The organism is Conyzicola nivalis (assembly GCF_040548875.1).
Classification (GTDB): domain Bacteria; phylum Actinomycetota; class Actinomycetes; order Actinomycetales; family Microbacteriaceae; genus Conyzicola; species Conyzicola nivalis_A.
On the sequence record NZ_JBEPSJ010000001.1, the window covers coordinates 1,028,568 to 1,047,597 of the forward strand.

General features: G+C 68.7%; 18 protein-coding genes. 8 read left to right on the forward strand and 10 right to left on the reverse strand.

Features of this window, described 5'->3' with window-relative positions; all coding sequences use genetic code 11:
- Positions 1-17: 17 nt before the first annotated feature.
- On the reverse strand, positions 18-497 hold the full coding sequence (locus tag ABIE21_RS05000) for a peroxiredoxin (protein WP_354023666.1): 480 nt from the start codon (positions 495-497) through the stop codon (positions 18-20).
- A gap of 217 nt (positions 498-714) precedes the next feature.
- On the opposite strand from ABIE21_RS05000, the gene aceE reads away from it, so the two are divergent.
- From aceE to fabF, 7 genes are all read left to right on the forward strand, one after another.
- Positions 715-3,441 carry a pyruvate dehydrogenase (acetyl-transferring), homodimeric type gene (aceE, locus tag ABIE21_RS05005; RefSeq protein WP_354023667.1) on the forward strand — a complete coding sequence of 909 codons (2,727 nt, stop codon included), beginning with the start codon at positions 715-717 and terminating at the stop codon, positions 3,439-3,441.
- A gap of 2 nt (positions 3,442-3,443) precedes the next feature.
- On the forward strand, positions 3,444-4,634 hold the full coding sequence (locus tag ABIE21_RS05010; protein WP_354023668.1) for a PucR family transcriptional regulator: 1,191 nt from the start codon (positions 3,444-3,446) through the stop codon (positions 4,632-4,634).
- 138 nt (positions 4,635-4,772) lie between these two features.
- Positions 4,773-5,741, forward strand: a complete 969-nt coding sequence (locus ABIE21_RS05015) for an alpha/beta hydrolase family protein (RefSeq protein WP_354023669.1) — start codon at positions 4,773-4,775, stop codon at positions 5,739-5,741.
- Positions 5,742-5,856: 115 nt separating this feature from the next.
- Positions 5,857-6,780: an ACP S-malonyltransferase gene (locus ABIE21_RS05020; protein ID WP_354023670.1), complete on the forward strand. Its 924-nt coding sequence runs from the start codon at positions 5,857-5,859 to the stop codon at positions 6,778-6,780.
- A complete protein-coding gene (locus ABIE21_RS05025; protein WP_354023671.1) occupies positions 6,777-7,781 on the forward strand; it encodes a beta-ketoacyl-ACP synthase III in 1,005 nt (334 codons plus the stop codon). The genes ABIE21_RS05020 and ABIE21_RS05025 overlap by 4 nt, the downstream gene beginning before the upstream one ends.
- Positions 7,782-7,858: 77 nt before the next feature.
- Complete coding sequence (locus tag ABIE21_RS05030; protein WP_354023672.1) at positions 7,859-8,107, forward strand: acyl carrier protein; 249 nt, start codon at positions 7,859-7,861, stop codon at positions 8,105-8,107.
- 85 nt (positions 8,108-8,192) lie between these two features.
- Positions 8,193-9,440: a beta-ketoacyl-ACP synthase II gene (fabF, locus tag ABIE21_RS05035; RefSeq protein WP_354023673.1), complete on the forward strand. Its 1,248-nt coding sequence runs from the start codon at positions 8,193-8,195 to the stop codon at positions 9,438-9,440.
- A 59-nt stretch (positions 9,441-9,499) separates the two neighbouring features.
- On the opposite strand, the gene ABIE21_RS05040 is transcribed toward fabF, so the two are convergent.
- From ABIE21_RS05040 to ABIE21_RS05070, 7 genes are all read right to left on the reverse strand, one after another.
- On the reverse strand, positions 9,500-10,003 hold the full coding sequence (locus ABIE21_RS05040) for a DUF3145 domain-containing protein (protein WP_354023674.1): 504 nt from the start codon (positions 10,001-10,003) through the stop codon (positions 9,500-9,502).
- Positions 10,004-10,143: 140 nt separating this feature from the next.
- Positions 10,144-11,814: a bifunctional 3'-5' exonuclease/DNA polymerase gene (locus ABIE21_RS05045; protein WP_354023675.1), complete on the reverse strand. Its 1,671-nt coding sequence runs from the start codon at positions 11,812-11,814 to the stop codon at positions 10,144-10,146.
- 91 nt (positions 11,815-11,905) lie between these two features.
- Complete coding sequence (locus tag ABIE21_RS05050) at positions 11,906-12,613, reverse strand: hypothetical protein (RefSeq protein ID WP_354023676.1); 708 nt, start codon at positions 12,611-12,613, stop codon at positions 11,906-11,908.
- Positions 12,614-12,676: 63 nt separating this feature from the next.
- Positions 12,677-13,081, reverse strand: coding sequence for a DUF779 domain-containing protein (locus ABIE21_RS05055; RefSeq protein ID WP_354023677.1), 405 nt, complete (start codon positions 13,079-13,081; stop codon positions 12,677-12,679).
- A gap of 60 nt (positions 13,082-13,141) precedes the next feature.
- Complete coding sequence (gene exaC / locus ABIE21_RS05060; protein ID WP_354023678.1) at positions 13,142-14,665, reverse strand: acetaldehyde dehydrogenase ExaC; 1,524 nt, start codon at positions 14,663-14,665, stop codon at positions 13,142-13,144.
- A gap of 67 nt (positions 14,666-14,732) precedes the next feature.
- A complete protein-coding gene (locus ABIE21_RS05065; protein WP_436232321.1) occupies positions 14,733-16,049 on the reverse strand; it encodes a transcriptional regulator in 1,317 nt (438 codons plus the stop codon).
- Positions 16,050-16,086: 37 nt separating this feature from the next.
- Positions 16,087-16,920 carry a DUF1684 domain-containing protein gene (locus ABIE21_RS05070; protein ID WP_354023680.1) on the reverse strand — a complete coding sequence of 278 codons (834 nt, stop codon included), beginning with the start codon at positions 16,918-16,920 and terminating at the stop codon, positions 16,087-16,089.
- A 98-nt stretch (positions 16,921-17,018) separates the two neighbouring features.
- Here ABIE21_RS05070 and ABIE21_RS05075 point away from each other — a divergent pair, with 98 nt between their 5' ends.
- Positions 17,019-17,195 (forward strand): hypothetical protein, encoded by a 177-nt coding sequence (locus ABIE21_RS05075; protein ID WP_354023681.1) that lies wholly within the window; start codon positions 17,019-17,021, stop codon positions 17,193-17,195.
- A 4-nt stretch (positions 17,196-17,199) separates the two neighbouring features.
- Here the strand turns inward: ABIE21_RS05075 and ABIE21_RS05080 are convergent, their stop codons facing one another.
- Together ABIE21_RS05080 and ABIE21_RS05085 are read right to left on the reverse strand one after the other, a co-directional pair.
- Positions 17,200-18,186, reverse strand: coding sequence for a right-handed parallel beta-helix repeat-containing protein (locus ABIE21_RS05080; protein ID WP_354023682.1), 987 nt, complete (start codon positions 18,184-18,186; stop codon positions 17,200-17,202).
- Between the two features lie 134 nt (positions 18,187-18,320).
- Entirely contained in the window at positions 18,321-19,007 is a 687-nt protein-coding gene (locus ABIE21_RS05085; protein ID WP_354023683.1) for a Pr6Pr family membrane protein, read from the reverse strand.
- Positions 19,008-19,030: the final 23 nt, after the last annotated feature.

Consider the following 19,030-nt stretch of genomic DNA (forward strand, 5'->3'; position numbering starts at 1 on the left):
GCCCGAGCGGTGAAGCGTCAGACGTGCACCGGCACGGGCACGATCTCGTCGAGGGCCGCGCGGTACTCCTCGATCGAGCGCGGCTCGCCGGGAGCCGTGATGAAGCTCGCGCGGATGATGCCGTTGATGTCGATGAGGAACGTCGCCCGGTTGGCGTAGCCCTTCTCCTCGAGGAACACGCCGTACTCCTTGGCGACGGCACCGTGCGGCCAGAAGTCGGCGAGCAGTGTGAAGTCGTAGCCCTCGGCCTCGGCGAACGCCCGCAGTGTGGCCTTCGAGTCGGCGGAGATGCCGATCAGCTCGATGCCGTTGCTCTTGAACATGGCGAGGTTCTCGCTCAGCCCGCATAGCTCGCTCGTGCAGGTGGACGAGAATGCGAGGGGGAAGAAGACCAGCGCGACGGGCTTCGTGCCCTTGAACTCGCTCAGTCGGACGTGCTCGCCGAACTGGTTGGCGAGGTCGAAGTCGGGTGCCTGGGTGTCATTCTCCAGAGCCATTGTTTTGCGTCCTTTCGTGCCCGGCGGAACGTCGGACAAACACGAAGGGTTATCCTACGCTCGCTATGCCTTAAGTGCAGGACACCGCGACGGCACGCGCCAGCCGACACTCCGTGGGTTGCATAGAATGTTCTGGCGTAGTCCTTTCAAACCCGGCAGCGTAATCCCTTGCTCGACGGTGACTCGCAGATCTGACTCAACCAGGAAGAGGTCAACGGTGACGGTTAACGACCAGGATCCATACTCGGTGAACAACATCGACGGAGACCCTGAGGAGACCGCCGAGTGGCAGGAATCCCTCGACGCCCTCGTCGCAGTACACGGACACCAACGTGCGCGCGAGATCATGCTCAGCCTTCTCAAGCGCTCCAAGGAGCTCCACCTCGGCGTCCCGATGGTTCCGACCACGGACTACCTGAACACGATCGCTCCCGAGAACGAGCCCGAGTTCCCCGGCAACGAAGACATCGAGCGCCGCTACCGCGCATGGATCCGCTGGAACGCGGCCATCACGGTGCACCGCGCGCAGCGCCCCGGCATCGGTGTCGGCGGCCACATCTCGACGTACGCGTCATCCGCCGCGCTCTACGAGGTCGGCCACAACCACTTCTTCCGCGGCAACGACGCGCCCGGCGGCGCCGACCAGGTTTTCTACCAGGGTCACGCCTCGCCCGGCATGTACGCCCGCGCCTTCCTCGAGGGTCGTCTCACGACCGACCAGCTCGACGGCTTCCGCCAGGAGAAGTCGCACTTCAGCGGCGGACTCTCCAGCTACCCGCACCCGCGGCTGATGCCCGATTTCTGGCAGTTCCCGACCGTGTCGATGGGTCTCGGACCCATCAACGCCATCTACCAGGCGCAGTCGAACCGCTATCTCACCAACCGCGGCATCAAGGACGCCAGCGACCAGCAGGTCTGGGCGTTCCTCGGAGACGGCGAGATGGACGAGGTCGAGAGCCGCGGCGCCCTGCAGTGGGCGGCCAACGACGGCCTCGACAACCTCAACTTCGTAATCAACGCGAACCTGCAGCGCCTCGACGGCCCGGTTCGCGGAAACGGCAAGATCATCCAGGAGCTCGAGAGCTTCTTCCGCGGTGCCGGATGGAACGTCATCAAGGTCGTCTGGGGCCGCGAGTGGGACGACCTGCTCAAGAACGACCACGAGGGCGCCCTGCGCGACCTCATGAACCGCACCCCCGACGGCGACTACCAGACGTACAAGGCCGAGAGCGGCGCGTACGTCCGCGAGAACTTCTTCGGACGCGACCCCCGCACGCTCGAGATGGTCAAGGACTACAGCGACGACCAGCTCTGGAACCTCAAGCGCGGCGGCCACGACTACCGCAAGGTGTACGCGGCGTTCAAGGCGGCGTCGGAGCACAAGGGCCAGCCGACCGTCATCATCGCGAAGACGGTGAAGGGCTACGGCCTCGGCCCGTCGTTCGAGGGCCGCAACGCGACCCACCAGATGAAGAAGCTCACGCTCGACAACCTCAAGCAGTTCCGTGACGAGATGCGCATCCCGATCACCGACGCCGCGCTCGAGGAGAACCCCTACCAGCCGCCGTACTACACCCCCGGTGAGAACGACGAGGCGATCCAGTACATGCACGAGCGCCGCCGCGCGCTCGGCGGCTACCTGCCCGAGCGCCGCTCGAAGTACACGCAGATCGCCCTGCCCGAGGAGTCGGCCTGGGACATCGCGAAGAAGGGCTCCGGCAAGCAGGAGATCGCCTCCACCATGGCGTTCGCCCGTCTGCTCAAGGACCTGCTGCGCGCCAAGGACTTCGGCCACCGCATCGTTCCGATCATCCCGGACGAGGCACGCACCTTCGGCATGGACGCGTACTTCCCCACCGCGAAGATCTACAACCCGCAGGGCCAGCACTACACCTCCGTCGACCGCGAGCAGCTGCTCGCATACAAGGAGAGCCCGCAGGGCCAGATCGTGCACGTCGGCATCAACGAGGCCGGCGCCTTCTCCGCGTTCACCGCGGCGGGCACCTCCTACGCGACGCAGGGCGAGCCGCTCATCCCGGTCTACGTCTTCTACTCGATGTTCGGATTCCAGCGCACGGGCGACGCCATGTGGGCGGCCGGCGACCAGATGGCCCGCGGGTTCATCATGGGCGCAACGGCCGGACGCACGACGCTGACCGGCGAGGGCCTCCAGCACGCGGACGGCCACTCGCTGCTGCTCGCCTCCACGAACCCCGCCGTCGTGTCGTACGACCCGGCATACGGGTACGAGATCGGCGCCATCGTGAAGGCCGGTCTCGAGCGCATGTACGGCGGCACGCATCCCGACCCGAACGTCATGTACTACATCACCCTCTACAACGAGCCGCTGCAGCACCCGGCCGTGCCCGAGAACTTCGACGAGGAGGGCGCCCTCAAGGGCCTCTACCTGTTGAAGACCGGGCAGGACACCGGACCCAAGGTTCAGCTGCTCGCCTCCGGCGTGGCAGTGCCGTGGGCGCTCGAGGCCCAGCACCTGCTCGCGCAGGACTGGGGCGTGTCGGCAGACGTCTGGTCGGTCACCTCCTGGACCGAGCTGCGTCGCGAGGGCCTCGCGGCAGAGGAGCACAACTTCCTCTACCCGAACGAGGAACGCCGCATCCCGTACGTGACGAGCAAGCTCTCCCGCACGCAGGGGCCGTTCGTCGCGACGACCGACTTCATGCACGCCGTTCCCGACCAGATCCGCCAGTTCGTTCCCGGCGACTACGCGACGCTCGGTGCCGACGACTTCGGTTTCTCGGACACGCGCGCCGCGGCCCGCCGGTACTTCAAGATCGACGGTCCGTCGATGGTGGTGCGTGCGCTCGAGTCCCTCGTGCGCCGCGGCGAGATGGACTCCTCGGTGCCGGCAGCGGCCATCGAGAAGTACCGTCTGCTCGACGTGAACGCGGGAACGACCGGAAACGCCGGCGGCGAAAGCTAACGGTGGCCATCACCCCTAAGACGAAGGAGCAGACGCTCGCCTGGCTGCGCACCATCTCCGGTGAGCTGTCGACGGCGACTCTGAAGCGGCTCGACGACACGCTGCCCTGGTATGGCGACATGCCACCAGGGCGGCGGTCGGCGGTCGGACTCGTCGCTCAGGCAGGCATCACCTCGTTCATCAGCTGGTTCGAGGACCCCAAGTCGACCCCGTGGATCGCCGCGGACGTCTTCGGTGCCGCCCCGCGCGAACTCCTTCGCTCGGTCTCGCTGCAGCAGACGCTGCAGCTGATCCGCATCACCGTGGAGGTAGTCGAGGCGCGCATCGGCGTGGGCGACGACGTTCTACGCGAGGCGATCCTGCTCTACTCGCGCGAGATCGCCTTCGCCTCGGCCGACGTGTACGCACGTGCCGCCGAGGCGCGCGGCCTCTGGGACGCGCGCCTCGAGGCGCTCGTGGTCGACTCGATCCTCTCCGGCGAGTACGACAACGAACTGCCCAGCCGCATCGCGGCCCTCGGCTGGAACGGTCACGGCGAGGTGTGCGTGCTCGTCGGCACGACGCCGCGCGTGCTCGACGTCGACCAGCTGCGCCGCACCGCGCGCCACCTCGACGCCGACGTGCTCATCGGCGTGCAGGGCAACCGGCTCGTGCTCGTGATCGGCCGGTCGACGCCGATAGCGGACGAGACGGATGCCGCGACCCGGATGCCCTTCATCGAGATCGCAGCGCAGCTCGAGCCGGGCTTCGGCCCGGGACACCTCGTGCTCGGCCACGAGGTCTCGACTCTCGTCGACGCGTCGAAGAGCGCGAAGGCGGCCCTCGCCGGCTTCGCGGTGGCGCGCGCCTGGCGCAACGCCCCGCGCCCGACCCTCGCCGACGACCTGCTGCCCGAGCGCGCCTTCGCGGGCGACCCGCTCGCGCGCTCGACCCTTATCAACCGCATCTACCGGCCGCTGCAGCAGCACTCGACCGAGCTGCTCTCGACGCTGTGGTGCTATCTCGACAACGGACGCTCGCTCGAGGCGACCGCGCGCGAGCTGTTCGTGCACCCGAACACCGTGCGCTACCGGCTCAAGCGCATCAGCGAGGTCATCGGCTGGGACGCCACGGGGGCCCGCGAGGCCCTCATCCTGCAGTCCGCGCTCATCATCGGCTCGATCGCCGAACCCGACGCGGCCCGCAAGCGCTAGCCCGGGTCATCCGCCGCCCCTCTGCCAAATGAAGGAGATTGTGGGGTCCAGCCACACGTTAGGTGCGATCGGCGGGCCTCGTTGCAGAAATCTCCTGCATTTGGCACGGGGCAGCGCGTCGGGTGGCAGCATGGGCGGGTGACCAGCGACGAATCCTTCGTTTCCACGCGCATTCGAAGCGCGGATGACGCGACGACGGTAGTCGAATCGTGGGGAGACACCGGTCCGCAGGTCCTGTTCCTGCCGGCGCTCGGTGTTCCGCTGCACTACTACCGGCCGTTGCTCGCGCGCTGGGCCGGTCTCGGCTACCGGGTGCACGGGCTCGAGCTGCGCGGGATGCCGCAGAGCTCGACCGCCGACGTGCGCGCCAACGACTTCGGCTACAACCACGCGCTCGCGCTCGACATCCCGGCGGCGGTGGCCGCGGCAGACCTCGAGCCGCCGTTCCTGCTCGCCGGCCACAGCCTCGGCGGACAGCTCGCGCTGCTCTATGCCGCCGCGCACCCGGACGACGTCGGCGCAGTGGTGACGATCGCGAGCGGGTCGAGCCACCACGGGGCGTTCCCCGGCGTCGTCGCGCGGGCCAAACGGGTCGGGCAGGTCGGGCTCATCCGTGCCATCACCCGCACGCTCGGCTGGTTTCCCGGGCACGTCGTCGGCTTCGGCGGCCGCCAGCCGCGCACCATGATGGCCGACTGGGGCTTCGAGGGACGGCACGGACGGTTCATCCTCGCCGGCAGCGACGCCGACCACGAGGGAGAGCTCGCGGCCTTCGAGCGCCCGGTGCTCATGCTCACCCTCGACGGCGACGGGATCGTGCCGCGCGTATCGTCGCAGCACCTCGGTGCCCGCCTCCGCTCGACGACCCCGACCCAGCTGCACATCGACCGGGCCGAGAACGGCGGCGAGCCGTTCGACCACTTCCGCTGGGCCAGGCGCAACCCCGACGCGGTTCTCGCCCCGGTCACGGGATGGCTCGACGCGAGGCCGCGCCGAGTCTCCCCTCCGAGCCATCCGCCCCTTCCCCACAACGCAAATTCAGGAGTAAGCAGCGGCACACCCAGCGACTCGCCGCGCGACACGCCGGTGGACGGCGCCAACTCCTGAATTTCCGACACACGCCCGGAGTGGGCGGCGATTGTGGACACTCGCCAAGGGTGTGCGCGAATCTCGGTGGGGTGTGCACAGCGGTGATCGCCGTCGTGCTGGCAGACTAGACGGCGTGATTGTTGTCGTAGCGCCCGGACAGGGCTCCCAAACTCCCGGCTTTCTCGAACCCTGGCTCGCCGAGGAACGCTTCCGCGACCAGCTCGGCGGCCTCTCGGACGCCGCCGGCCTCGACCTCGCGGCTCACGGCACCACGAGCGACGCCGACACGATCCGCGACACGGCGGTCGCGCAGCCCCTCATCGTCGCGGCCGGACTGCTCACGCTGAGCGCCCTGTTCGCCGACGGACGCCGCGACAGGGTCGCCGGCATCGCCGGACACTCCGTGGGCGAGATCACCGCCGCCGCCGGCGCCGGGATCCTCAGCGAGACGGATGCCATGGCATTCGTTCGCGAACGCGGCACGGCGATGGCCACCGCAGCGGCGCAGACGCCCACCGGCATGAGCGCTGTACTCGGCGGCGACGAGGCAGAGCTGCTCGCCCGCCTCGAACTGCTCGGCCTCGAGCCGGCCAACTTCAACGGCGGCGGCCAGATCGTCGTCGCCGGCGCCCTCGACGCGCTCGACGCGCTCAAGGACAACCCGGTCGCCGGCTCGCGCGTCATCGCGCTGCAGGTCGCGGGCGCATTCCACACCCGCTACATGCAGCCCGCCGTCGCACACCTCGCCGAGTTCGCGGCGACGCTCACGCCGGCCGACCCCACCCTGCCCATCTGGTCGAACCAGGACGGCCAGGCCGTGACGAACGGCGCCCGGTTCGTCGAGCTGCTCGTCGGCCAAGTCTCCTCGCCCGTGCGCTGGGACAAGAACATGGCGGTGTTCGCCGAGTCCGGCATCACCGGCATCATCGAGCTGGCCCCCGCCGGCGCCCTCACCGGTCTCGCCAAGCGCGGCCTCAAGGGCGTACCGAGCGTGGCGGTCAAGACCCCCGACGACCTCGCAGCAGCATTCGATCTGATTGACGGTAGCGCAGCATGAGCACCCCCACCCTGAAGCAGTCCACCGGCGTCCAGTACACGCGCATCCTCAGCTACGGCGCGGCCCGGGGCGACCTGGTCGTGCCCAACGAGGAGCTGATCGGCCCGATCGACTCCAGCGACGAGTGGATCCAGCAGCGCACCGGCATCATCACCCGCACCCGCGCGTCGAAGAGCGTCGGCGCCGTCGACCTCGCCACCACCGCCGGCATCGAGGCCATCGAGAAGTCGGGCATCGCACCCGAACTCATCGACCTCGTCATCGTCGCCACCATCAGCAACGTGCAGCAGACACCGTCGATGGCCGCGGTCGTCGCCGACCGGGTCGGCGCCAACCCGGCCGCGGCCTACGACGCCAACGCCGCGTGCGCAGGCTTCAGCTACGCCGTCACGCAGGCCGACGCCCTCATCCGCTCCGGAGCCGCGCACTACGCGCTGGTCATCGGCGCCGAGAAGCTCTCCGACGTCGTCGACCCGGCAGACCGCTCCATCTCGTTCCTGCTCGGTGACGGAGCGGGCGCCGTCGTCATCGGCCCGAGCGACACCCCCGGAATCGCGGCTCCCGTATGGGGATCCGACGGATCGAAGGCGGATGCCGTGGGCATGAACTCGACGCTCGTCGAGTTCCGAGACGGCGAAGCCGCCTGGCCGACGCTGCGCCAGGAGGGCCAGACGGTCTTCCGCTGGGCGGTGTGGGACATGGCGAAGGTCGCCAAGCGCGCCCTCGAGGTCGCCGGAATCACGAGCGACGACCTGGCCGCGTTCATCCCCCACCAGGCGAACATGCGCATCATCGACGAGTTCGCGAAGCAGCTCGGCCTGCCCGAGCACGTCGTCATCGGCCGCGACATCGCGACGACCGGAAACACCTCGGCCGCCTCGATCCCGCTCGCCACCCACCGGCTGTTGGCGGAGCATCCGGAGCTCTCCGGCGGCCTCGCCCTGCAGATCGGCTTCGGCGCTGGCCTCGTTTTCGGCGCACAAGTGATTGTGCTCCCGTAGTGCGGCGCGCTGGCGCCACCATCCACCTGCTCTAAACTGACTCTCGGTCAAACGACACACCCTTTAGGAGAAAAACCATGGCATTGTCCACCGAAGAAGTTCTCGCCGGCCTCGCCGAGCTCGTCAACGACGAAACCGGTATCGCTGCCGACTCGGTCGAACTGGACAAGTCGTTTACCGACGACCTGGACATCGACTCGATTTCGATGATGACGATCGTCGTCAACGCCGAAGAGAAGTTCGACGTCAAGATCCCCGACGAAGAGGTCAAGAACCTCAAGACCGTCGGCGACGCCGTCAGCTTCATCACCGCAGCACAGGGCTAAGCGCCTCCCATCCGCGGCTGGCCGGTCGCGCAAGCAACCGGCCACGCCCGCGAGTGAGATCTCCGAACTGAATAAGGATGTTGTTGTGACCAAAAAGATCGTCGTCACCGGAATCGGTGCCACCTCCCCCCTCGGCGGAACCGCCCCCGAGACCTGGACTGCTCTGCTCGCCGGCGAATCCGGTGTGAGCACCATCGAGCACGACTGGGTAGCCAAGCACGAACTGCCCGTGACCTTCGCCGGGCAGGCGAAGGTGCGCCCCGAGGAAGTGCTCGAGCGCCAGGAGATCAAGCGCCTCGACCCCTCGAGCCAGTTCGCGCTCATCTCGGCCCGCGAGGCCTGGAAAGACGCGGGTCTGGATGACTCGGATGTCGATCCGAACCGCGTGGGAGTCGACTACTCCACCGGCATCGGCGGACTCTGGACCCTCCTCGACGCATGGGACACGCTCAAGGAGAAGGGCCCCCGCAGGGTTCTCCCCATGACCATCCCGATGCTCATGCCGAACGCCGCCTCGGCCGCGATCAGCATGAACCTCGCAGCCCGCGCCTACGCTCGCACCGACGTGTCGGCGTGCGCGTCGAGCACCGAGGCCATCGCGAACGCCTACGACCACCTGCAGAAGGGCTACGCCGACGTCGTCATCGCCGGCGGGACCGAGGCCGTCGTGCACCCGCTGCCGATCGCCGCGTTCGCCGCCATGCAGGCGCTCTCGAAGCGCAACGACGACCCGGCCACCGCGTCGCGTCCCTACGACCTCTCCCGTGACGGCTTCGTGCTCGGCGAGGGCGCCGGCAGCATCATCCTCGAGACCGAGGAGCACGCGCTCGCCCGCGGCGCCCGCATCTATGCGGAGCTCGCCGGCGGCGGCGTGACGAGCGACTCGTACCACATCACCGCTCCCGACCCCGAGGGCGCCGGTGCGGCGCGCGCCGTGTATGCGGCCCTCGAGCAGGCGGGCGCGAGCGTCGACGACGTGATGCACATCAACGCCCACGCCACCAGCACGCCCGTCGGCGACATCGCCGAGTACAAGGCGCTGCTGGCCGTGTTCGGCGAGCGGGTGCACGAGATCCCCGTCTCGGCCACGAAGGCGGCGACCGGCCACCTTCTGGGCGGCACGGGCGCGCTCGAGGCGATCTTCACCATCCTCGCGCTGCACAACCGTCTCGCACCGCCGACGATCAACCTCACCGAGCAGGACCCGGCGATCCTGCTCGACGTGGTCACCAGCCCGCGGGAGCTGCCGGCCGGACCGCTGCTTGCGATAAGCAACTCGTTCGGCTTCGGCGGACACAACTCCGTCGTCGCGTTCCGCAGCTACGAGAAGTAACGCGCACCGGTCGCTGACCCTGTCGAGGCGCGCTTCGACAGGCTCAGCGACCGACAGGCTCAGCCGACCTTGTGCAGCCAGACGACCTGGCTGTCGGAGCTCGCGTTCCTGAACGCCTCGAGCTCGTCGTCCCAGGCCTGGCCGAGCGCGAGGCGCAGTTCGCGGTGCAGCTCGAGCGCGTTGGATCCGGCGATCTCCATCGCGTAGCGCAGGCGGTCTTCCGGGATCACGATGTTGCCCGCCGAGTCGGTCTGCGCGAAGTAGATTCCGAGGTCGGGCGTGTGCATCCAGCGTCCGCCGTCGTTTCCGGCTGAGGCATCCTCGGTCACCTCGAAGCGCAGGTGTTCCCAGCCGCGCAGGGCCGACGCGATCTTGGCGCCGGTGCCGGCGGGGCCCTCCCAGTAGAACTCGGTGCGCTGAACACCCTTGAGCACGGGCTGCTCGGCCCAGGAGAAGTTGACGGCGCGATCGATAGCGCGCCCGGCAGCCCATTCGATGTGAGGGCAGAGAGCACGAGGAGCGGAGTGCACAAAGAGCACTCCGCGAGCGTGTGGTGCAGTCACGATCTTCTCCGTTCTGTTAGGTGCGACTTCCCCATCGACCTGGCAAACGGATGCGCGTGACCGCGCGTGTTCAATTGTGACTGCTGGTTGCATTATGACGGATGCACCTGCGAAATAACAAGGCTCGCGGGGCCGACGCGCTACTTCGCCTGCCCGTAGTCGTCGACGACGGCCGTCGTTATCGGAAACCGAACCGGCATCTCGCCGAAGATCAGGCGCCCCGCCTCCGCCGCAGCCGCGTTCAGCTGCTCGACCACCTGGTCGGCGAGGTCGGCCGGGGTGTGCACGATCACCTCGTCGTGCAGGAAGAAGACCAGGTGCGGGCGGTTCGCGAACTGTCCGCCGCGCAGGTCCCACAGCCGCCCGCGTAGCCCCGCCATCCAGCACAGCGCCCACTCGGCCGCCGTGCCCTGCACGATGAAGTTGCGGGTGAACCTGCCCCAGCTGCGCGACTGCCCTCGCGCCGCGCGCTGCAGCGCCTCGCTCGCCCCCTGCACGGATGCCTCCTCCTGCAGCTCTCGCCACGCCTCGCCCGGCGGCGGCGAGCTGCGGCCCAGGCGTGTGGTGACGATCTCGCCGCGCTCCCCCACGCGGGCCGCCGCCTCGACCACGGCGATCGCCCGGGGGAACGCGCGGGTGAGCGCGGGCATCAGGCGCCCGCCGTCGCCCGCCGTCGCGCCGTACATCGCCCCGAGCATCGCGACCTTCGCCTCGGCGCGGGTCTTCACAGCCCCGCTCGCGACGATGCCCTCGTAGAGATCGCCGCGCCCCGCCTCGGCCATGGCCCGGTCGGCGCTGAGCGCCGTGAGTATCCGCGGCTCCAGCTGGGCCGCATCGGCGACGACGAGCTTCCAGCCGGGGTCGGCGATGACGGCGCCGCGGATCTGCTTCGGCAGTTGCAGCGCTCCCCCGCCGCTCGCACCCCAGCGGCCGGTGGCGGTGCCGCCCGGCACGTAGTCCGGACGGAAACGCCCGTCGGCGATCCAGGTGTCGAGCCAGTTCCAGCCGTTCGCGGTCTGCAGGCGGGATAGCTTCTTGTACTCGAGCAACGGCTCGATCACGGGGTGGCTGATCTCCTTCAACTCCCAGGAGCGGGTCGACGCGACCTGCAGCCCCGAGCGGCGAAGCGCCTTGAGCAGTTCGGCGGGCGAGTCGGGGTTGACGTCGGCCGTGCCGAGCGCGGTCCGCATCCGCTCCAGCAGGAGTTCGAGCTTCGCGGGGCGTTCGGCGCCGCGCGGGCGGTCGCCGAGGAGGCCGGCGAGCAGGCGCTCGTGCACGTCGACATGCCAGGGCAGGCCGGCGAACTTCATCTCGCAGGCGATGAGCGCGCCCGCCGACTCGGCGGCGAGCAGCAGGCCGATGCGGCCGGGCTGGGCGGATGTCGCGGCCGCGTCTCTCTGCAGAAGGAACTCCGCGAGCGGGTCGGTCGGGGCATCCGCCGCCGGTTCGTCATCGAAGTCGAAGAGGGCGCCGTGAGTCTGCGGTTTCTCGGCCATCGGCGTCGCCGTGTCCCACGGGCCGCGCGGCGCGTTCGCCAGCGCGGACGCCGCGGTGAGAGTCGAGCCCCGCAGCAGCTGGTGCGACAGGCGCAGGTCGACACAACGCTCCACCCGGACGCCCGCGGCGAGCAGCGCCGGATACCAGCGGGTCGTGTCATCCCACACCCAGCGCGGTCGTTCGCGTTCTACCCGGCCGACCCACGCCGGCAGCTCGGCCTCGTCGATCGGTTCGACGGGCGAGACGGCCGTGCCCGCGTCGTCGAGCCGGAGCGCGCCGAACCCGTTCGAGCTGCGGGTGAGGACGACGTACACCTGTCAATTGTGCCGGTTGCCACCGACGGTGACGACGACCGCGCGGCCGGCGCGGTCGTCGTCACCCTCGGTCGAGACGCGAACCGAGACGTCAGCAGGCGCTCTGGAACCAGACGGGTGCCGACAGCTTCACGATCACGCCGTCTTCAGCCTCCGCCTGCGCGCCCCAGTAGGCGTTCTCCGTCATACCGAAGTCGGGGTCGGACATGTCTTCGTACACTCCCGAGACGACGTCGTAGTCGACGTACGAGAGCGACGCGTCACCGAGGTGGCCGTGCGTGCCGACGTCCGGAATCGCCGCCACGAGGTCGTCGAAGGTATCGCCGACCCCGACGCCCTGCGGAGTCTGCACGGCGACGTCTCCGACCGCGTCGGCCTTCGCCTGCACTACGACGGCCTGGCCGTCGGGGTGCCCGGTCTGGGCCGCGAAGTCGTAGAGGAGCACGAATTCGTCGTCTCCCCACGTCGCGCTCGTGGCGGCCGCGGTGCACGAGCCGTCTCCGGGCCGCGGGGCGACGGCCGGCTCACTGCCGAAGACGTCGGTGAGGAAGGCGACCGCGTCTGCGCCCCCGCCGGTGTAGTCGAACGAGGTGACGACGGCGCCGCTGTCGTCGAGGGCGGAGATCGCGTTGCCCACGATCGACAGGGCCGCGACGTCGGACGTCTCCTCGGCGACGGGCGCGGTGGTGGGATCGGGTTCCCCGGGCTCCGTCACTGGTGTGGCGGCGCATCCGGCGATGAGGACGACGCTGGCGATTACAGCGAATCCTGACAGTCGACCACGGTGATTTTGTCTCATGACATCATGATGCGCTCGCGTCCACATGTAAGAAACAATCTCTCAATAACGAATGCGCATCGGCTAGGCGAAGGGTTTCGCCGTGTCCATCAGCCGCGACCGGATGAGGAATCGCACCCCCTCCGGCGCCTCCAGTGAGAAGCCGCTGCCCCGGCCCTTCACCACGTCGACGGTGAGGAAGGTGTGGCTCCAATACTCGAACTGCTCCCGAGACATCCAGAAGTCGATCGGCTGCGGCCGGGACCCGTCGGAGACGTCGAGCACCCCCAGCAGGATGTCGTTGTCGCTGGTGATGAACTCTCCGTCTGGGTAGCACATCGGCGAGCTGCCGTCGCAGCATCCGCCCGATTGATGGAACATCAGCGGGCCGTTGTCGGACCAGAGCTTGCGCAGCAGGCCGACCGCCTCGTCCGTTGCGGCGATGCGCGGCATGGTCTCGCCGGGCACGACGACGCTGGCTTCGATCATGGGAGCCTCCTCAGGGCTGAGGGGCCGGCGCTTGAGAGCGCCGGCCCGGTCGATGCGGGTCTAGAAGAAGCCCTGCCTGCCCTCGGTGTACGAGACCAGGAGGTTCTTCGTCTGCTGATAGTGCCCGAGCGCCAGCTTGTTGTTCTCGCGGCCGATGCCCGAGCTCTTGTAGCCGCCGAACGCCGCCCCTGCCGGGTAGGCGTGGTAGTTGTTCACCCAGACCCGGCCGGCCTGGATGTCGCGTCCCGCCCGGTAGGCGACGTTGCCGTTGCGCGACCACACGCCCGCGCCCAGGCCGTAGAGGGTGTCGTTGGCGATCGCGATGCCGTCGTCGTAGTCGTCGAATCTGGTGACCGACACCACAGGCCCGAAGATCTCCTCCTGGAAGATGCGCATTTTGTTGTCGCCCTCGAAGATGGTCGGCTGCACGTAGTAGCCATCGGTGAGATCGCCGCCGAGGTCGACGCGTTCGCCGCCCAGCAGCAGCTTGGCGCCCTCCTGCTTGCCGATGTCGATGTAGCTGAGGATCTTCTCGAGCTGGTCGTTCGAGGCCTGTGCGCCGACCTGGGTGTCGGTGTCGAGCGGGTTGCCCTGCACAGCCAGCTTGGTGCGCTCGATGCCCGCGCCGAGGAACGAGTCGTAGATCGGCTTCTGGATCAGGGCGCGGCTCGGGCAGGTGCACACCTCGCCCTGGTTGAAGGCGAACAGCACGAAACCCTCCTGCGCCTTGTCGTAGAACGCGTCGTCGTTGTCGGCGACGTCGGCGAAGAACAGGTTGGGGCTCTTGCCGCCCAGCTCGACCGTGGAGGGGATCAGGTTGGCGCTCGCGTACTGCAGGATGAGCCGGCCGGTCGAGGTCTCCCCCGTGAACGCGATCTTGCGGATGCGCGGGCTCGAGGCCAGCGGTTTGCCTGCCTCCACTCCGAAGCCGTTGACGATGTTCACGACCCCGGGCGGGAGGATGTCGCCGATGAGCTCGATGAGCACCAGGATCGACACCGGCGTCTGCTCGGCGGGCTTCAGCACGATCGCGTTGCCTGCGGCGAGGGCGGGAGCGAGCTTCCACACCGCCATGAGGATCGGGAAGTTCCACGGGATGATCTGCCCGACGACGCCGAGCGGCTCGTGAAACTGGTACGAGACCATGTCGGCATTCAACTCGGCGTGATCGCCGTCCTGGGCGCGGATCGCGGCGGCGAAGTAGCGGAAGTGGTCGGAGGCGAGCGGCAGGTCGGCGTTGAGCGGCTCGCGCACGGGCTTGCCGTTGTCCCAGGTCTCGGCGACCGCGAGCAGTTCGAGGTTCGCGTCGATCACGTCGGCGATCTTGTTCAGCACCGCCGCCCGCTCGGTCGAGCTGGTCTTCCCCCACGCGGGAGCCGCCTTGTGTGCGGCGTCCAGAGCCGCGTCGATGTCTTCGGCGGTTCCGCGGGCGACCTCGGCGAACGGCTTGCCCGTGACGGGCGAGATGTCCTCGAAGTACTGTCCCTTGACCGGCTTCACCCACTCTCCTCCGATCCAGTGCTCGTAGCGCGGTTTGAAGGTGACTTTCGCATCCGCGGTTCCGGGGGCTGCGTAGACGGTCATAGCGTTCTCCTCGTGACGACGTTGTCGGGTCGGCGCGGGTGACGCGCCACCGGCAGGCTACGCCCGGCTAGGTTGCAGCCGGTTGCGCGGCGAGTTCCCGCTCGATGTGCTCGAGCCTGGCCACGACGGATGCCCGTCTCGGCGATCGGGGCGGCAGCAGCCGGAGGCAGGCGCGCCACACCTCGGCGTCGTACGCCGCCTCGTCGGAGCGCGCGTAGGCGAGCAGCGTGTCGGCGGCCGCGTCGGTCAGCATCGCCTCGCGTAGCCGCGCGCTGACCTCCGCGCGGACCTCGGCGATGCCGGGCGCCCGCGAGGCGGGCAGCATCGGCCCGGCATAGGCGCCGAGCGCGACACGGTGAGCACCCCGGTCGAGGAACGCCAGGCAGCGCAGGGCGTCGAGGTCGAGCCTGCGGGCCAGCCGGTAGGGGCGCGCGAGCGGCACCAGCGACGGGTCGACGGGCTGGAGCACACGGCGCAGGCGCACCATCTCGGCGCGCAGCGTGACGACGGCATCGTCGCGGCCGTAGACGAGCGGCGCGAGCTGCTCGGCAGAGAGACCCGCCGGATGCCAGGCGAGCAGGGTGAGTATCTCGGCGTGCCTGGCACTGAGCTCGAGGGTGCGGCCGCCCGCCTCCAGCCGGGCCCCGTCGGTGCCGAGCACGGCGAGCACCGGTCGCGCGGGCGTCTCGACCCTCTGCCGGCGCCGTGGTCTGGAGCGGCCCCGCTCATCGAGCCGGCTGATGCGGAGCTCTGCCTCGACGGCTGCGACCGCGGCCTCGAGCAGCGGGAGGGTGACCGGGGCGACCGCGTCCTGTCCGCCGGTGATGTCGATCACCCCCAGCACGGACCCGGACTCGGGGTCGTGCACCGGCACGGCCGTGCAGCTCCACGGATGCACCATGCGCGCGAAGTGCTCCGCCCCCTGGATCTGCACGCCGTGGTCGAGGGCGAGGGCGGTGCCGGGCGCGCTCGTGCCGACGGCCCGCTCCGACCAGTCGGCTCCCTCGACGAACAGCATGCTCTCGGCCTTGCGACGCAGGTCGCGGTCGCCGTCGACCCACAGCAGGCGTCCGGCCTGGTCGCCGACGGCGACGATGAGCCCCGCGTCGAGCGTGTGCTGCACGAGCAGACGTTGGATCGTGGGCAGGGCCAGCGCGAGCGGGTGCGCCTCGCGGTAGTCGCGGAGTTCGTCCGCGCCGAGATCGAGGGTGATGAGCGGATGATCCGGGTCGAGTTCGAGACTCAGCGAACGCAGCCAGGACTCGTGCACGACGCGGCGCACGCCGCTCACGGCGGTGCGGGCGCCGACCACGGCGTCATGGGCACGCGCGAGGCGATCCCGGGTGGAACGGTCGAAGGGCTCGGTGCTCCAGGGAGCGGTCAGGGGCGCCTCCGATCGTCATTAATCGAGTGGCCCCATGCTACTCCGCGTGCAGCAGCGACCCGTCTTTCTGCAGCACGTTCTTCTCGCCGGCCTCGATCGGCACGGTGAAGCGGTTCTGCTTGGGCGGCATCGGGCAGTTGAAGTTGTAGCTGAAGGCGCAGGGCGGCAGCACGGCCCGGTTGAAGTCGAGCGTGATGGTGCCGTCGGGGTTCGGGGCGACGAAGAGGAAACGGCCGACGCTGTAGGTGCTGTCGCCGCTGGTGGCGTCGGCGAAGACGAGCTGCAGTGCCCGACCCGACTTGAAGGCGGCGAGGTCGTAGTCGATCCCGTCTTTCGTGAACGTGATCTCGCCCGGAACGACCTGGTCGCGGGTGTTGCCGTCGTCTTTGAGGTGCTCGAAGCCCACGGTCTTTCCACCGGGGATCTCGGTGAACTTCGCGGTGACCACCCAGTCGGGGTTGTACGGGAACGCGTCGATCGATCCGAACTTCTGGATCTCCTCGGAGTTCGCGTCCCAGACGCGCAGCGCGTAGTTGCCGGCCTCGCTCGCGATCACGAAGCCCGTCTTGCCGTCCGCGAACTGGATGTCGCCCGGGGCATCCGAATCCTTGCCCCGCACCACCGCCTCGCCGTCGACGACGACGCCGTCGACCGAGATGCCGTCGTCGGCCGTGGCCTTCACCAGGAGGCCGGACTCGCCGGCGGGCAGGGGCGCCCAGATTCCCGGCACTCCCCAGATCGTCTGCTCGGAGTCGATCCACTGGGTGTTCACGAGAGCGAGACTGCCCTTGGGCTGCACGACGCTCATCTCCCGACGCTCGTGGTACGTGGCGAGCAGGGATTCGGGTGTGGGAGTGGCGGTGTCGGTCATGGTGTCCATCCTTATCGAGGTCACTGTCATAACCAAAACAGCCACGCGTTTATTGCAACCGTTGGCGCGGATCGGGCTCCGGATGTTAACGTTCCGGAATGACAGACATGACTGACGACGAAAAACGCCGCGACCAGCTGTTGCGCCTCTCCGGCTCGACCGAGGCAGACGCGGCGCCCAGGATCACGATCGACGAGAAGAGCGACGGCGTCACCCGCATCGACATCGCCGAGACCGCCGCGGTGCGACCCGGCGACCCCGAGAACAAGGAGTAGCCGCTCAGCCGCAGGCGACGTTGCTGAGGCCTCCCGAGGCGCCGGTCGGCGCGCACTCGACCACGGTGCCGGCGGCCGCGTTGTGCACGTTAACCTCGTAGCCCGGCACTCCCGTCACAGCGCCGTTGCCCTTGAAGACGTTGCCGTTGCCCCAGCCGTCGAGCGCAACATGCACCTGGAACGCGTCGGTGACCGCCGTCGTTCCGGAGTTGCCCTGCACGAGGTAGCCGTTGCCCTTCACGTCGACCCATGAGTCGGCGTAGTTCACTCCGGAGAAGCCGGCGTTGACGAACACGTTGGAGATCACGGCGCCTGCCGTGGTCCCCTCCTTGATATCGACGCCTTCGGCCGACGTGTTGGTGAAGGTGTTCCCGCTGATGGTCACGCCGTCGGAACGGTCTGGCCTCGACGCCGAACCGGTGATCGAAGCCCAATTGCTCTTGGCACTGCCCACATAGACGCCCTCTCCGTACTCGGGCGAGTCGAGACCGGTGTCGTGGATGGCGGAGTTCGCGACGACGACGTCGCGGCTGTCGCTGCGCACGTGCACCGCTTCCTGCCCGACGCTGCCGATGTCGAGCCCGTCGAGCCGGGAGCCAGAGGAGTGGTCGAGCACGATCCCCTTCTTGGCGACGGAGACGGTGAATCCGGAGAGGTTCCAGTGGTCTCCGCTGATGGCCAGCGCGTAGCCCGACGAGGTGGATCCCGTCGTGAGCACGGCGGCGCGTCCACCGACGAGGGTGATGGGTGCGGCAGCCGTGCCGTCGGCCGATGCCGCGAACTTGCCGCGGTAGACGCCGTCGTCCAGGCGGATCGTGTCTCCGGCGCTCGCCGATGCCAACGCCGACTTCAGTTCGGAGGCGGTGCTGACGGTCGTGACCGCCGCCGCGGCAGCCGGCGCTGCCCCTACCGCCACCGAGAGGGCCCCGGCAGCGACGATCGCGGCGGCGAAGCTCAAGACGCCGCGTCGGAGTGAGAGGGACGTGTTCATGGGGGCACCAGCGATCGAATAGCGGCAGAGCACTGCCGGCGGAAAACAAACGCAGGCCACGGTACGGGGCCGCCAGCCGCGCATCAAACGAGTGAAAGACTTTCACACATGCTGCACAGCTTCGCGCCTCCCGATCAGCGCATGAGGCGTGTTCGGGGCTTCCGCCGCGAGATCCAGAGCACGCCCGCCGCCACGAGGCCGATGACTGCGGCGATGAGGACGACATAGAACGCCACCGACAGGTACCCGTTGGCGGAGGTGTTCGGGTTGAGGAAGGGATACGGGTACCAGAAGTCGTTGCCGTAGACCGCGTCGACGACGAGGGGTCCGCGCACGAGCGTGTACACGACCCAGACGATCGGGAATACGAGGATCGGCCGGATCCGGCGGGCGCCGAGCGGCACGCGTCCGGGTGCGAAGATCCAGTCGAGCAGCAGGTACACGGGCGCCACCGCGTGCAGGATCTCGTTCGACCAGCCCACGGTCGAACCCTGCGGCAGCTCGATGCCTCGCAGAAGCAGGTTGTAGACGATTCCGGTCACGACCATGTAGGTGACGACGGCCGCGCGGGTGACCGTGTAGAGGGTCGTGTCGTTCGCGCCCTTGCGGACGAGCAGCATTACCGCCCCCACGGCGAGCACCACAGCGGCCGCGACGTTCGACTCGATGGTGAAGAAGCTGAAAAAGCTGACCACGTTGGATGTCACGTCGGCCAGACCCCGACCCTGCCAGAAGCCGATGCTCGTCGTCAGCTGGGCCACGACGGCAGCCGTTATCGCGATGGCCACGGCGATCCGGGTGACGGCGAACAGTATTCTCACGGGGGCGACCTCTCGACGCGGTC

Coding starts and splice junctions, on each gene's coding strand:
- ABIE21_RS05055 (WP_354023677.1), bottom strand. CDS start 13,081: ATGATCGAAGCCAGCGTCGTCGTGCCCGGCGAGACCATGCCGCGCATC.
- ABIE21_RS05030 (WP_354023672.1), top strand. CDS start 7,859: ATGGCATTGTCCACCGAAGAAGTTCTCGCCGGCCTCGCCGAGCTCGTC.
- ABIE21_RS05025 (WP_354023671.1), top strand. CDS start 6,777: ATGAGCACCCCCACCCTGAAGCAGTCCACCGGCGTCCAGTACACGCGC.
- exaC (WP_354023678.1), bottom strand. CDS start 14,665: ATGACCGTCTACGCAGCCCCCGGAACCGCGGATGCGAAAGTCACCTTC.
- ABIE21_RS05000 (WP_354023666.1), bottom strand. CDS start 497: ATGGCTCTGGAGAATGACACCCAGGCACCCGACTTCGACCTCGCCAAC.
- ABIE21_RS05075 (WP_354023681.1), top strand. CDS start 17,019: ATGACAGACATGACTGACGACGAAAAACGCCGCGACCAGCTGTTGCGC.
- ABIE21_RS05050 (WP_354023676.1), bottom strand. CDS start 12,613: ATGAGACAAAATCACCGTGGTCGACTGTCAGGATTCGCTGTAATCGCC.
- ABIE21_RS05070 (WP_354023680.1), bottom strand. CDS start 16,920: ATGACCGACACCGCCACTCCCACACCCGAATCCCTGCTCGCCACGTAC.
- ABIE21_RS05080 (WP_354023682.1), bottom strand. CDS start 18,186: ATGAACACGTCCCTCTCACTCCGACGCGGCGTCTTGAGCTTCGCCGCC.